Below are 14,399 nucleotides of genomic sequence, written 5' to 3'. Positions count from 1 at the left end.
AGATGCAACAAGCGGGCGGAAGGTTGCTTTCCCGCGGCGGGAGCCATATAATGGGAAGCAGAGGACGTGCCCGGACAGCAGGGACGGAGGACTGGATATGATAAAGGTACTGATCGTCGAAGACGAGCCGCCGATCGCACGCGCGGTCAAACAGCTGATCTGCCGCTATTCGGACGCGTTTCAGGTGGTCGGGACCGAGATTAACGGCAGGGCGGCGCTCGAGCGCCTCGGGCGCGGGGAGGTGGACGTGGTGTTCACCGACATCCGCATGCCCGTCATGGACGGCCTCGAGCTGCTGGAAAACATCCAGAGGGACTATCCGGAGGTCGTCACCGTGCTGCTCAGCGGCTACCAGGAGTTCGAGTACGCGCAGAAGGCGGTGCGCTTCCAGGCGTTCGACTACCTGCTCAAGCCGGTCTCGTTTGAAAAGATGTCCGCCCTGCTGGGCAAGCTGGAGATCCTCTGCCGCAACAGGGCTTACCTCAAAAAGCGCGACCAGCTCTCCGGCCTGATCGAGGGCAACGGCGAGGCGTCCGCCGCGCAGGCCGACTGCGTGACGCTGCTCGTGAACGCGGGCGCGATGCCGCTGACCTCCGACGACCTCGAGGCGCCGGGGCGGAAGTTCTGGCGGGAGGTGCGGCTTGAGGAGCTGCTCCGCTCGATCGTGCCCGAACGGGACAGCGTGCTGCCCTTCTCCGGGAAGTCCAAGACCGAGCGGATCGTCGTGATTGAGACGCGCAGCCCCGATTCGGCGCGCGCGGCGATCGAAACGCTCTACCGCCGGCTGACGGAAATGACGCCGCTGCCGATCACCGTCGCGGCGCGTGTGGAACCGGTGCCGATCTCCGAGGTGGCGCAGACGATCAGCGACCTGCGCACCCTGCTCTACCGGGAGATCCGGCTGTGCGCCTCCCAGCTTCTGTGGGACGCGCCGGGCGGCGCCAGGCGTCCGGGGAAGGCGATCCCCCTTTCGAGCTTCCCGGTCAACCGGGTGGTGGAGGCGATCTGCGCGGGCAGCGCGGAGCAGCTTTCCGCCGCGGTTGCAGAAATGCTCGCCGTGTCCGAGCGGGAGGGGCAGACGCAGTTCGACTTCATGCGCCTGCTCGAGACGATCATCGGGGACAGCCGCATCGGGGACAACTCGGAGAGCTATCTTGACGTCAAGACGCGCCTCAGCGAGGCGGTGCTCGGGAGCATGGACTTTGCGTCCCTCGGCGGACGGGTGTCGGAGATCCTCCTCGGGATGCGCCAGAGCGGCGGCGAGGCCAAGAAGAGCCAGGAGGCGGTCGTCGCGGAGATGGAGCAGTACCTGATCGACAACTACGAAAAGCCGATCTCAAACGAGATGCTTGCGAATAAATTCGGCTTCGTGCCCAACTACATCAGTAAAATATTCCGCAGGCACCGGGGCGTGACCCCGTCGGAGTTTTTAACGAAGTACCGGGTGGAGATGGCCATCCGGCTGATGAAGGCTCACCCGGACATGCTGATCAAGGAGATCGCGCAGGCGGTGGGCTATGCGAACCAGTACTATTTCTCCCGCATCTTTAAAAAGGAGACGGGCATGTGGCCGACCGAATATCCCGGCCGGGACGCGGGGGAGGACGGCTGACGCTGAAAGGAGGGGGTTGGATGGACGCGGAGCTGCTGCGGCTGCTGCGCGAGGTCACGCCGGAGGAACAGAAGATCCTCGACGGCACGGGCATCGACCGGAAGCTCTACACCGGTAGCGACAGCTTCACGGTCGAGAGCGGCCGGATGCTGGCGAACGGGGAGCTGATCCGGGTACGCACCCACACCCGCTTCACCGGGTTCCCGCGCCACAAGCACAACTACATCGAGATCATGTACATGTGCGAGGGCAGCACGACCCACATCATCGACGGACAGAAGGAGGTCGTGCTCCGGAAGGGGGACCTGCTCTTCCTCAACCAGCACGCCTACCATGAGATCCTCCCGACCGGGGAGGGGGACATCGGGGTCAACTTCATCGTGCTGCCCGAGTTCTTCGACACCGCCTTCCGGATGATCAGCGGGGAAAACGTGCTCACGCGGTTTCTGCTGGGGGTGCTGCGGCAGTCCTCCTGCAGCGGCAAGTACCTGCATTTCAAGGTGGCGGGGGTGCTGCCGGTGCAGAACCTCGTGGAAAACATGGTCTACGCGCTCGTCTACCACCAGGGCAATGAGCGGGAGATCAACCAGACGACGATGGGGCTGCTCTTCCTGCAGCTTTTAAACTTCGCCGACCGCATCGAGGAGAGCGAGGAGAACCAGTATGAAAACATGATCGCCGCGATGGTGATGAAGTACATCGAGGAGCACTACCGCGGCGGCACTCTCGCGGGGCTGGCGGATATGCTCAACCAGTCGCCGTCGGGGCTCAGCCGGTTCATCAAGCAGACGTTCGGCGCGACCTTCAAGGACATGCAGCAGCGCAAGCGGTTCCAGGTGGCGCTCGAACTGCTCTGCGACACCACCCTGCCGGTCAGCGACATCGTCTACGCGGTGGGGTATGAGAACAGCAGCTATTTCTACCGGCTTTTCCGGGAGAAATATCAAATCAGCCCGCGGGAATACCGCGCCGGGCACAGCCGGGGCGAACGCCTGCGGGTCTGAGGGAATGGAATTGGGAATGGGAGAAACGGCGAACGGGGAATCCATGCGGATTCCCCGTTCGCTTTATTTGGAGGAAGAAAGATGGTGGGAAACCGTCAGTTGCGGCCCTGGAGGACGTCCTTTTCATAGCGGGAGATTTCGGAGAACCAGCCCTCGTCGGCGGCCACGCCGCAGCGTTCGCAGAACTCCGCCCACACGTCCGCGTAGGGGTAGAATTTGAGCTCCTCGCCGAGCATCATCAGCCGGGTGTAATCGGAGGCGTCCTGCAAGCCGCGCATCATCCCGTGAGGGGTCAGCAGGGCGCAGAGCAGGGCCTTCTGCATGTTGCGCATCCCGACCACCCAGGCGGAGATGCGGTTGATGCTCGCGTCGAAGTAGTCGAGCCCGATCATCACCCGATCGAGCGCGTCGCAGCGGACGATCTCCTTGGCGATCTCCCGCAGCTCGTCGTCGAAGAGGACGACGTGGTCGCTGTCCCAGCGGACGGGGCGGGTCACGTGCAGCGCGACCTTATCGAAAAAGAGGAGCATCGAGGGGAGCTTATCCGAGACCATCTCGGTGGGGTGGAAGTGGCCGTTGTCCAGCAGGCAGAGCACGCCGTTCTTGGCCGCGTAATTCATATAGAACTCGTGGGAACCGACCGTGCAGCTCTCCACGCCGATGCCGAACACCTTGCTTTCGACCGAGTCGGCAATGTACCGGGGGTCGAGCTTTTCGGAGTAGATCTCGTCGAGCGCTTCCTTGAGGCGGCGGCGGGGGCCCAGCCGGTCGGCGGGGACGTCCTTGAAGCCGTCGGGGATCCAGATGTTCACGAGGCAGGTGGTTCCGAGCTCGCGGCCGAAGTATTCGCCGATGCGGCGGCAGGCCTTGCAGTGGTCGATCCAGAAGCGGCGCACCGCCCCGTCGGGGCTCGAGAGGGTCAGGTTGTCGACGACCATATCGTCGGAGAAGAGGGTGGGGTTGAAGTCGAGGCCCAGCCCGCGCTGACGGGCGAACTCCACCCAGCCAGCGAAGTGCTCGGGCAGAAGCTCGCTCTTGGGGACGTGCTTTCCGCCGGTCAGCGCGTAGCTCGCGTGCAGGTTGATGCGGTGGGTGCCGGGGATGAGGCGCAGCGCCTCGTCGATGTCGGCCATCAGCTCCTCGGGGGTGCGCGCCCGGCCCGGATAGTTGCCGGTGGCTTGGATGCCGCCCGTGAGCTCGGCGTCCTCAAAGCCGCGCACGTCGTCTCCCTGCCAGCAGTGCATCGAGAGCGAGACGTTTTGCAGCCTGCGGATCGCCTCCTCGGTGTCGACGCCGAGCTTTGCGTAGCGTTCCTTGGCTTCCTGATAACGGTTACTCATTGTAATTCCTCACTTCCTTGATGTCGAATGAATTTGCGACGGCGCGGCGCGCCTCGGAGAGGGAGGGGAACACGCCGTCCCGGAGCATCTGCGCGAGCAGGTTGCCGACGACGGTCGCCTCGGTCGGACCAGTGTGCACCCGTTTGCCGGTGTACTGGCGGGTCAGGCGGTTGAGGTAGTCGTCCTTGGTGCCGCCCCCGACGATGTGCAGGTCCTCATAGGCGCGCCCGGTGAGCGTCTCGATCTCCCGCACCGCCTCGCCGTAGCTTTTGGCCAAGCTGTGGTAGATGCAGTTCATCAATTCGCCCGGGTCGTTCGGGACGGGCTGGCCGCTTTTGCGGCAGACCTCGCGCACCGCGCCGATCATCGAGTCGGGCGCGAGGAATTCGGGGGCGTTCACGTCCACCCGGGTGGTGAAGCGGTCGGCGGCGATCGCCATGTCGCACAGGTCGTCGAAGGTGTATTTGCCGCCGAGCTCCCGTTTGACCGACTGGATCATCCAGAGGCCCATGATGTTCTTGAGGTAGCGGTAGCGGTAATCGTAGCCGCCTTCGTTGGTAAAGTTTTTGCCGCGGCTCTTTTCCGAGCAGTCGGGCGTCGTTCGCTCGATCCCGATCAGCGACCAGGTGCCCGAGCTCAGGTAGATCGCGTCGCCGTCCGGGCAGGGGACCGACATGACCGCGGAGGCGGTGTCGTGGGTGGCGGGCAGGACGACCTCGCAGTCGAAGCCCACCTGCGCCCGGAGCTCCGGCCGCAGCCTCCCGGCGGGCGTTCCCGGCGCCGACACCGGCTCGAACAGCCGCCTGGGGATGCCGATCAGGTCGAGCAGCTCCCAGTCCCAGTCGCGCGAAGCGATGTTCACGAGCTGGGAGGTGGTTGCGTTGGTGTACTCGTTTTTCATCGCGCCCGAGAGCAGGTAGTGGAAATAGTCGGGCACCATCAGCAGCCGCGCGGCCTGCTCGAGCTGCTCCGGATGCTCCTTTTTGAGCGCGGCGAGCTGGTAGATCGTGTTGAAGGGCTGCTTCTGGATGCCGGTGCGCGCGTAGAGCTCCTCCGGGGGGATCAGCTTCGCGACCTCCGCGTCCATTCCGGCGGTGCGCCCGTCGCGGTAGGCGACCGCGTCGCCGATGCGACCGCCGTCCTTGTCGAGGAGCACGTAGTCGACGCCCCAGGTGTCGACGCCGACGCTCTGCGGCGGCATCCCGAGTTCCCCGCACCGTTTGAGGCCCGCCACGATTTCGGAAAAGAGCCGGTCGATCTCCCAGCAGAGATGGCCGCCGGTTTTGACGAGCCGGTTCTGGAACCGGTGGACCTCCCGCAGGCGGAGCTTTCCGTCCTCGAGCCAGCCCAGAATCAGCCGGCCGCTCGAAGCGCCGATATCCACGGCAGCGTAATAGCTTGTCATAGGCGCCCTCCTTTGATGTGGATTCTCAATTTCATTATACCGGCCGCCTGCGGACGGGATAAGGTCGTGGTTTTCGAAAAAATGCGTCCTTTTTTCAATCTGTTGGAAAAACAACAGACTTCCTCCGAAAAATCCGTTATCCTGAGGACAGAAAGGGAGGATGATGGAAGTGAAACGCAGAATCATCACGATTGACGAAGAGAAATGCAACGGCTGCGGGCTGTGCGCGGACGCCTGTCATGAGGGCGCGATCGGCATGGCGGACGGGAAGGCGAAGCTCCTGCGGGAGGACTACTGCGACGGTCTCGGGGACTGCCTGCCCGCCTGTCCGACGGGTGCGATCTCCTTTGAGGAGCGGGAAGCACCTGCCTACGACCATGCGGCGGTGCTCGCCGCGAAGGCGGAGAAGCCGCTGCCCTGCGGCTGCCCGGGCAGTCAGGTCAAAACGATCGAGCGGCCCCGGCGGGAGACGCCCGTGCCCGAAGCAAAAACGGCAAGCGAGCTGCGCCAGTGGCCGGTGCAGCTGAAGCTGGTTCCGGTGAACGCGCCCTGTTTTGACGGCGCGCACCTGCTCGTCGCGGCCGATTGCACCGCCTTTGCCCACGGGGATTTTCACCGGCGGTTTCTGAAAAACCGCGTGGCGCTCGTCGGCTGTCCCAAGCTCGACGAGGGGGACTACGCCGTCAAGCTGACGGAAATCCTCCGCGAAAACGACGTCAAAAGCGTCCATGTGGTGCGTATGGAGGTGCCCTGCTGCGGCGGGATCGAAAATGCCGTCCGGCGCGCCCTGCAGGCCAGCGGGAAATGGATCCCCTGGCAGGTGACGGTCATTTCCACCTCGGGCGAGGTTGTGGACGAGACCTGATTCTGTAAAGCAAAACGGCTCCCGCATATTACGGGAGCCGTTTTTTTGCACAATGCTTAGGCTGGTAAACGGCGGAAAGCATGCTGGCAATTGGAAAACCAGGATTAAAATATACAATTCATGGTAAAAGTTCCTAAAAATTTAGTAAATTTCACGAAATATAATGTCGAAATTTGTTGAAAAGAATGTTGACTTGTTTTACGGTGCTGGTTATAATGAAAATATAAGGAAATGGTTATGCGAATAATCAAACGCTTAGATCGGAGGCGGGACAGATGGTAACCGACAGGGAACGGGAACTGCTCTCCTGGATCGAGGAAAACCCGATGATGTCCCAGCAGGAGCTTGCCGACCGCGCGGGGATCACCCGGTCGTCCGTTTCGGTCCATATCTCCAACCTGATGAAGAAAGGCATGATTCAGGGAAAGGGTTATGTTGTACAAAAACGCCCCTACGTGGCAGTTGTCGGCGGTATCAACATGGATATCGCGGGGTATGCCAGCGGGGAGGTGGTGCCGCACGATTCCAACCCGGGCAGGGTGGAGCACACGGCAGGCGGCGTGGGGCGGAACGAGGCGCACAGCATGCGTCTTCTGGGGCTGGACGTTAAGCTGGTGACCGCCTTCGGTGACGATCTTTACGCGGAAAAACTTCGGCAGAACTGCCGCGACCTTGGCATCGACGTCAAGGACGCGATCACGGTCGTCAATGCCGCGACTTCGACCTATCTTTCGGTGGTGGACCACAGGGGGGATCCGGTGGTGGGCATCTCAAGTATGGATATCTACGACTACCTCACTCCGGCATTGCTCGCACAGCGTATGGGGGTTATCAACCGGGCGCACACCTGTGTGGTGGACACAAACCTCACCGAGGACGCCCTTCGCTTTCTGGCGGACAACTGCCGCGTACCGCTCTTCGCGGAGACGATCTCGGTCGCCAAGGCGCACAAGCTACGCGGAATTCTTGACCGGATCGATACGCTCAAAGCGGACCGGCTGGAAGTCCAGCTGCTGCTCGGGCGGGAGCCCGATGAAAAGGCTGATGTGGCAGAGACAGCCAGCCAGCTGCTGAACCGGGGGGTCAGACATGTTTACATCACTCTCTCGTCGGGAGCGTACTGTGCGGACGAGACCGGTTCCTGGCGGCTTCCCGGCTATCCGGCGGAGGTCGTCAACAAGACGGGCGCGCGGGACAGTTTTATGGCCGCGCTCGTGTGGGCGCGGATGCGCGGGATGGACCTTCGGGAATCCGCCTGCGCGGGGCTGGCGGCAGCCAGCATCTGCACAGCGGGGGAACCGGTCGTCAATGAGGAGCTCAGCGAACAATATATGCTGGAGGTGATGCAGGGAACACGGAAGATCACCGCGTCGAAAACCAGGTACTTTCTCTGAGCCGGCAGTGGGGCCGGCCATACGTGGACGGGCGATGAGGCCCGACATCTATGTGTGTGAAACGCCCGGCCGGGAGGGCCCTCCGGGCGCGTCAATTCCCCGGGTGGGGAAGTGAAATAAAAAGGAGAGATTGGAATGAACGGAAAGAAAATGCTCGCGCTGCTGCTGGCAGTCGTCATGGCGGTCATGCCGCTTTCAGGCTGCTCGATGAAGGGAGCGGCGGAACAGCCCGCGGCGCCGTCGGCTCCGGCGGACGCCGTTTCAGCGGATGGGACGGGTGACACAGCACCGGGAGAAGAAAAACAGCTGAAGATTGGTTTTTCCATTATCACGCTGACGTTCCCCTACTACGTGAAGATGCTCGATGGATTTGAGGCTGCCTGCAAGGAAAAGGGTTGGGACTATGTCTATACCGACGCGGGTATGGACGTGGAAAAGACGGTCAACGACTGCCTCGACCTCACCCTCAAGGATATTGACGCGCTTGTGATTGCAAGCTGGTACGGCGATTCGCTGCAGGATGTCTTTGAACAGTGCAAGGCGGCAAACATTCCCGTATTCCTGATTGACACCGGTTCTCTGCCGCCCGATGGGGACTATGTGACCAACATCGGGACCGTCGATTTCGACGCGGGCTACAATGGCGGATACTGGGCCGCCGGGCAGATGAAAGAGGCGGGGAAAGAAGCCGTCAGAATGATTTCCTTCACCACGACGACCTCCAACGGCCGCAACCGCGCCGACGGATTTGTCAAGGGCCTCGAGGAGGGCGGACTCACAGTGGAGGTGGTGAATGAGTATCTCGGCGATTCCCGAGAGAGCTACATGACCTCCTGTGAGGATGCGCTCGTGACCTATCCGGAACTCGACCTGGTCTTTGCGGCGAACGCGCAGGGGGGCTTGGGAGCGTATGATGCCTGCGTCGCGGCCAACCGACCCGAGGTCAAAATTGTCGGTTTCGACTGCGAGGATGAAGAGGTCGAGCTGATCGACAAGGGTACCCAGTACATAGCGAGCGTCATGCAGCTTCCCGCCGGCATGGCCCAGCAGACCATCCAGAATATCGAGGACTATCTCTATAACGGGGCGACCTTTGAAAAATCCACCCCCTACGAGTCGGGCGTTTACTGCGCACAGGGCGCGCTGACCACGGAGGATATCCTCGGAAGCAAATAAGAGCGAAACTCCCTTCGCCTGCGGCCCCCCGGGACGGACAACCGTTCCGGGCCCGCGGGTTCTGTGGAAAGGAACATTGCCATGCAGGAAAATTACGACGAGAATGTGCTCGTATTAAAAGGGGTCTGCAAGGAATTCCCGGGCGTCAAGGCGCTGGCTGACGTCGACCTGACCATCCGTCGCGGAGAGGTCCACGCCCTGGTCGGGGAGAACGGCGCGGGCAAATCGACGCTGATGAAGATCCTTTCGGGCGCCTATAAAAAAGATGGAGGAACCATCCTTTTTAATGGGCGGGAGGTGGAAATCGGTACCCCGAAGGCGGCTGAAAAGATTGGGATTTCGATCATCCACCAGGAGCTCAACCTGATGGGCAGCCTGACGGTCGCGGAAAATATCTTCCTCGGCCGCCAGCCGAGATCCCGAGGCATCGTCCAGTGGAAAAAGATGTTTGACGATGCACAGGCGCTTTTCCAGCGGCTCGGAATAGACGAGGATGTCCGGAGACCTGTGTGCGAACTGAGCATCGCCCGCCAGCAGATGGTGGAGATCGCCAAGGCGGTGAGCGTCGACGCGAAGGTCGTCATCATGGACGAGCCGACCTCCTCGCTCACCTCACGGGAGACGGAAATCCTGTTTTCGATCATCGGGACGCTGAAGGAGCAGGGGGTCGCGGTGATCTTCATCACCCACCGGCTGGAGGAAATCTTCCGGGTGGCCGACCGGCTGACCGTCCTGCGCGACGGCTGCTACATCGGCACGCGTGAGGTGAAGGAGACCACCAAGGACGAACTGATCGCGATGATGATCGGACGGGAACTCACCCAGCAGTTCCCCGCGCGGAATGCGGAGATCGGGGAGGTCTGTCTCAAGGTGGAACACCTCTCGGACGGAAGACGGGTCAGGGACGTCTCCTTCGAGGTGCGCCACGGGGAAGTCGTCGGCTTCGCCGGGCTGGTCGGCTCGGGACGCACCGAGACGATGCGCCTCATCTTCGGGGCGGACAAACGCAGATCGGGCAGGATCCTCATCAACGGCCGCGAGGCGGCTGTGGCCACCACACGGGACGGCATCCGGTCCCGGATCGGCTTTGTCACCGAGGACCGCAAGGGGGAGGGGCTGCTGCTTTCGCTGCCGGTGCGGTTCAACATCACGCTGGTTGCCATCCGCAAAATCCAGCGGATGCGGATGCTCAACATGAAGAAGGAGCAGCAGGTCTCGGAGGACTATGTGAAGAGCCTGCACATCGCCACCCCGTCGATCAACCAACGGGTCGTCTACCTCAGCGGCGGCAACCAGCAGAAGGTGGTTGTGGCCAAGTGGCTCTTTTCCGATTCGGAGATCGTCATTCTGGACGAGCCGACCCGCGGGATCGACGTAGGGGCCAAACGGGAAATTTATGAGATCATCAATCGGCTGGCGTCGGAAGGCAAGGCCGTCATCGTGGTCTCCTCCGAGATGGAGGAGGTCATGGGGATCAGCGACCGCATCATCGTGATGCGGGAGGGCGAGGTCGCCGGGATGGTGGAACGGAAGGACTTTTCCCAGCAGCGGATTACAGAATATGCGGTAGGAGGGACGGCGTCATGAGCGGCGGAGCCCAAAAGAGAAACCTGACCGCGGGGAAGATGGTGAGTTACGCCTGGAACAAGCTCGGCGTATGGCTGGTTTTTATCATTCTCTTCATCCTTCTCGCGTTTGCCAACGAAAAATTCCTGCTTCCCGCGAACCTGATCAACGTGGTGCGGCAGATCTGTGTAAACGCCGTTGTGGCGCTCGGCGCGACCTATGTCGTGCTCTGCGGCGAGATCGACCTGAGCCAGAGCTCGCTGGCGGTGCTCGCGGGATGCGGCTGCGCGATGCTGATCATGAGGGCCGGGATGAACATCTACCTCGCGATGGTCATTTCCCTTGCGGCCGGTACGGTCGTCGGCGCGCTGATGGGGCTCATCGTCACCAAGCTGCGCGTGCAGTCGTTCATCGCGACTCTCGGCATGCAGTATGCGCTGGCGGGCGTCGTGCTTCTGCTCACCAACAGCCAGCCGATCACCGGGCTGCCCGATTCCTTCGCGGTCTTCGGGCGCGGCTATGTCGGCCCGATCCCCGTCCCGTCGATCATTTTGGTGATCGTCTTCCTGATCGGCGCGTTTGTTTTAAAATACACCGCCTTTGGTCGCAATGTGCTGGCCGTCGGCGAAAATCCGACCGCGGCGAACCTGTCGGGCATCAGCGTACACAGGACCAAGATCGCCGTCTTTGCGATCGCGGGTCTCATGAGCGCGATGGGCGGCCTGCTGCTGACCGCGCGGCTCTCGTCGGGACAGCCGTCGTCCGGCTCGGACCTGTCCCTGCAGGCGCTGGCAGCCGTCTTTGTCGGCGGCGCGAGCAAGGGCAGCGTCATGAACACGCTGGCGGGCGCGCTCATCATGGGCCTGATCAACAACGGCCTCAACCTCATGGAGGTCAACGCCTACTGGCAGAAGGTCGCGCTCGGGTTCATCATCGTCGGCGCGGTCGCGCTGGACATGTTCCGTTCGTCCCACTCCGGGTCGAAACAATAAAGGAGGATGCGCACATTGCTTTCTAAGGAGTTTTTGGAGTGCTCGCCCGAGGTTGAAGCCGCCCTGACGGCGGGAAAGCCTGTCGTTGCGCTCGAGTCGACGATCATCTCCCACGGCATGCCCTACCCGAAGAATGTTGAGACCGCGCTCGCGGTCGAACGGGTCGTGCGGGAGCAGGGGGCCGTGCCCGCGACGATTGCGGTGATCGGCGGGAAGCTCAAAGCGGGACTCAGCGAGGAGGAGATCACCCGCCTCGGCAAAAAGGGGACGGAGGTCATCAAGGCGAGCCGCCGCGACCTGCCCATCCTGCACGCACTTGGCAGGGACGGCGCCACCACGGTGGCCGCGACGATGATCGTCGCGCACCTGGCCGGTATTTCCGTCTTCTGCACGGGCGGCGTCGGCGGGGTGCACCGCGGCGGGGAGAACACGATGGACATTTCCGCGGATCTCGAGGAACTGGCGCAGACGCCGGTGCTCGTCGTCTGCGCCGGGGCCAAGTCGATCCTCGACATCGGCCGCACCCTCGAATACCTCGAGACCAAGGGGGTTCCGGTTGTCGGCTACCAGACTTCGGAGATGCCCGCCTTCTACACGCGGAAAAGCGGCTTTGGGGTCGATTACCGATTGGATACGCCGCGCGAGATCGCGGCCTCCTTTTACGCCAAGCGGAAGATGGAGATCCCCGGCGGCATGCTCGTGGCAAATCCCATTCCGGAGCAGTACGCGATGGACGCGGACTACATCAACGGCAAGATTGACGAGGCGGTCGCGGATGCGGAGCGCCGGGGGGTCAAGGGCAAGGAGATCACCCCCTTCCTGCTCGATTCACTCCAGAAGATCACAGGCGGCGAAAGCCTGGAAGCGAATATCCGTCTGGTCTTCAACAACGCAGTCGCCGCGTCGAAGATCGCGGTGGAACTGGCAAAGCTGAAATAACCGATGGAATAGAAAGGAAGGACTCTTATGAGCAAGATCAATCGAAACGAGCCGCCCCTCTTTGAGGTGGATGGGAAAGCGGTCCTGACGGGGCTCAGGCGCGGAGACAAACTGGGCAGATATGCGATCCTGGCGGTCCGCGATCCGCTGGGCTTTTCCAAGGATGCGGCGGACGTCATCGCCGACTCGATGACCAACGTCAGGGAGATCACCCGCAATTCGATGTTCACCGTCCTCAGCGGCTGCTATCAGGACGCGCAGATCATCGTCTGTTCCACCGGCAGCGGCGGCGCGGACACCGAGATCGCAATGGTGGACCTCATGCAGTACGGCGGCGTGGACACCTTCCTGCGCATCGGCACCTCGGGCACCCAGCGCCCCGACCTCAACGTCGGCGACATTGTCATCACCTCCGGCGCGGTCCGCGACGAGGGCCTCACCAAGGAATATATCGACGCCTGCTACCCCGCCATCGCCAGCTATGAGCTGATGCTGCCGATGATCGAATCGGCGCAGGCCCGTTCCCTCCGCTATCATGTCGGCATCACCCGCTCCAACGACGCGATCTACTGTGGACAGGGCCGCCCGGTCATGGGGTACCTGCCCAACGAAGGCGTTGTCGAGCATTGGGTGAACGCAGGTGTGCTCAACGTCGAACGCGAGACGGCCGCCATCCTGACCCTTGCCCAGCTCTTCCATGCGCGCGGCGGTTCGATCTGCACGGTCTGCAACAGCTCGATCACCCAGAAGGTCGGCGTATCGCAGGGAATCGACGACGCGATCGCCGTCGGTCTGGAGGGGCTTGCGCTCCTCGCCAGGCGCGACGCGGAGAAGGAAAAGGCCGGGCAGAAATGGTGGAGCCCTCACTGCGGCTGATGCGCCGGCAAAATGGGAAAGGGGGCCGGAGGATGGGGCTGAAGACGCCGTCCGGCGGCATGAATAAAACGGCCGGGCCGGAGGTGCTTGCGATCGGCGACGTGCTGATGGATTACCAGTACTGGGTTGACCGGTTCCCGCAGAGGGGCGGGGACGTCAAAATCCTGATGTCGAGCTGCAGCCCGGGCGGATCCGCGGCGAACACCGCGTTTTCCCTTGCACTGTTGGGGATCCGGTGCGGTTTCTGCGGACGGATCGGGAAGGACGCGGCGGGCCGTCGTGTCGAGGAACGGATGCGGAACGCCGGTCTGGACCTGAGCTGCATGCAGTACGGCGACGACACCGGCTATACCGTGACGATCATAGACGACCGTAGCGAACGGACGATGCTATCCTTTCGCGGCGCGGCGGGCGAACCGCTGGAATTGACCGCCGCGCTCCGGCAGACGCTGCAAACCGTCCGGGTGCTGCTGCTCTCCGGATACCTGCTGGCCGACGCGGCGCAGGCGCGCTTTGCGGTCGAGGCCGCCGGGATGACGCGGCGGGCGGGCGGGCTGGTCGCGCTCGACGCCTCCCCCAATATCGAAAATGTCCCGCCCGATATCCTGCGGGAGGCGCTCGCTGTAACCGATATCCTGCTGCCGAACCGGCGGGAGATGCAGGCGATCACCGGCGTTTGGGAAACGGGCGCCGGTCTGGATGCGCTGCTGCGCAGGGTGCCGATCGCCGCGCTCAAGCTGGGCGCGGAGGGGTCGGCGCTCGGAATCCGCGGCGGATACGCCGAAACCGGACGCTGGCATATCCCTGCCGCCGAGGTGACCCCGCTGGATACAACGGGCGCGGGAGACGCCTTCAACGCGGGATTTCTCGCGTCCTACCTGCGCGGTGAAAAACCGGAGGACTGGCTTCGAGCGGGAAACGCGCTCGCCGCGCGGGCAATCTCGCAAAAGGGCGCCGTGCCGTTCGACGGAATGGAAGAAAAGGTGTGTGCCGGAGTCGGCTGATTACACACCGGATATCCAGAGGGAATCCCGCAGGTGGGATTCCCTCTGGTTCTTTTCCGGGCCGTCCGGCATTCTATTCATAAAACGAATGGAAAGCGCTATATATTATAATTGTATGGAAAAGCGGTACAGCTTGACTTTTGAGCCGGATTCCGATAAAATTTAAGGCATTACAAATGGTTGTTTGCCGCACAGTCCCACGCCATTCGGAAGCGACGCGCTGCCG

General features: G+C 62.3%; 12 protein-coding genes. 10 read left to right on the top strand and 2 right to left on the bottom strand.

Translation table 11 applies throughout. From position 1 onward, the window contains the following. Positions 1-97: 97 nt before the first annotated feature. The gene (locus NE609_RS04525; RefSeq protein WP_256151878.1) at positions 98-1,612 is read left to right on the top strand and encodes a response regulator; all 1,515 of its coding nucleotides are present in this window, start codon (positions 98-100) and stop codon (positions 1,610-1,612) included. 20 nt (positions 1,613-1,632) lie between these two features. Continuing rightward, positions 1,633-2,616: an AraC family transcriptional regulator gene (locus tag NE609_RS04520; protein ID WP_121586221.1), complete on the top strand. Its 984-nt coding sequence runs from the start codon at positions 1,633-1,635 to the stop codon at positions 2,614-2,616. 95 nt (positions 2,617-2,711) lie between these two features. Here NE609_RS04520 and NE609_RS04515 read toward each other — a convergent pair whose 3' ends face one another. Together NE609_RS04515 and rhaB are read right to left on the bottom strand one after the other, a co-directional pair. Continuing rightward, on the bottom strand, positions 2,712-3,962 hold the full coding sequence (locus NE609_RS04515) for an L-rhamnose isomerase (RefSeq protein ID WP_256151916.1): 1,251 nt from the start codon (positions 3,960-3,962) through the stop codon (positions 2,712-2,714). Beyond that, on the bottom strand, positions 3,949-5,361 hold the full coding sequence (rhaB, locus tag NE609_RS04510) for a rhamnulokinase (RefSeq protein ID WP_256151877.1): 1,413 nt from the start codon (positions 5,359-5,361) through the stop codon (positions 3,949-3,951). The genes NE609_RS04515 and rhaB overlap by 14 nt, the downstream gene beginning before the upstream one ends. Positions 5,362-5,530: 169 nt before the next feature. On the opposite strand from rhaB, the gene NE609_RS04505 reads away from it, so the two are divergent. The 8 genes from NE609_RS04505 (at position 5,531) to NE609_RS04470 (ending at position 14,173) form a co-directional block, all read left to right on the top strand. After that, positions 5,531-6,226 (top strand): ATP-binding protein, encoded by a 696-nt coding sequence (locus tag NE609_RS04505; protein ID WP_101550355.1) that lies wholly within the window; start codon positions 5,531-5,533, stop codon positions 6,224-6,226. 275 nt (positions 6,227-6,501) lie between these two features. Continuing rightward, complete coding sequence (locus NE609_RS04500) at positions 6,502-7,620, top strand: PfkB family carbohydrate kinase (protein ID WP_101550357.1); 1,119 nt, start codon at positions 6,502-6,504, stop codon at positions 7,618-7,620. Between the two features lie 135 nt (positions 7,621-7,755). After that, positions 7,756-8,796 carry a sugar ABC transporter substrate-binding protein gene (locus NE609_RS04495; protein ID WP_256151876.1) on the top strand — a complete coding sequence of 347 codons (1,041 nt, stop codon included), beginning with the start codon at positions 7,756-7,758 and terminating at the stop codon, positions 8,794-8,796. A gap of 81 nt (positions 8,797-8,877) precedes the next feature. After that, positions 8,878-10,383 (top strand): sugar ABC transporter ATP-binding protein, encoded by a 1,506-nt coding sequence (locus NE609_RS04490; protein ID WP_256151875.1) that lies wholly within the window; start codon positions 8,878-8,880, stop codon positions 10,381-10,383. Next, on the top strand, positions 10,380-11,354 hold the full coding sequence (locus NE609_RS04485) for an ABC transporter permease (protein ID WP_242970826.1): 975 nt from the start codon (positions 10,380-10,382) through the stop codon (positions 11,352-11,354). Before NE609_RS04490 ends, NE609_RS04485 begins: the two co-directional genes overlap by 4 nt. A gap of 15 nt (positions 11,355-11,369) precedes the next feature. Beyond that, entirely contained in the window at positions 11,370-12,293 is a 924-nt protein-coding gene (locus NE609_RS04480) for a pseudouridine-5'-phosphate glycosidase (protein WP_370867137.1), read from the top strand. Positions 12,294-12,320: 27 nt separating this feature from the next. Then, positions 12,321-13,169: a nucleoside phosphorylase gene (locus tag NE609_RS04475; protein WP_256151873.1), complete on the top strand. Its 849-nt coding sequence runs from the start codon at positions 12,321-12,323 to the stop codon at positions 13,167-13,169. Between the two features lie 32 nt (positions 13,170-13,201). Beyond that, a complete protein-coding gene (locus NE609_RS04470; protein WP_256151872.1) occupies positions 13,202-14,173 on the top strand; it encodes a carbohydrate kinase family protein in 972 nt (323 codons plus the stop codon). Positions 14,174-14,399: the final 226 nt, after the last annotated feature.

The sequence above is a fragment of the Anaerotruncus sp. DFI.9.16 genome (assembly GCF_024461615.1).
GTDB classification, from domain to species: domain Bacteria; phylum Bacillota; class Clostridia; order Oscillospirales; family Ruminococcaceae; genus Anaerotruncus; species Anaerotruncus massiliensis.
Note: the sequence above shows the minus strand (reverse complement) of the source record. Positions and strands in the feature narration are given on the sequence as shown.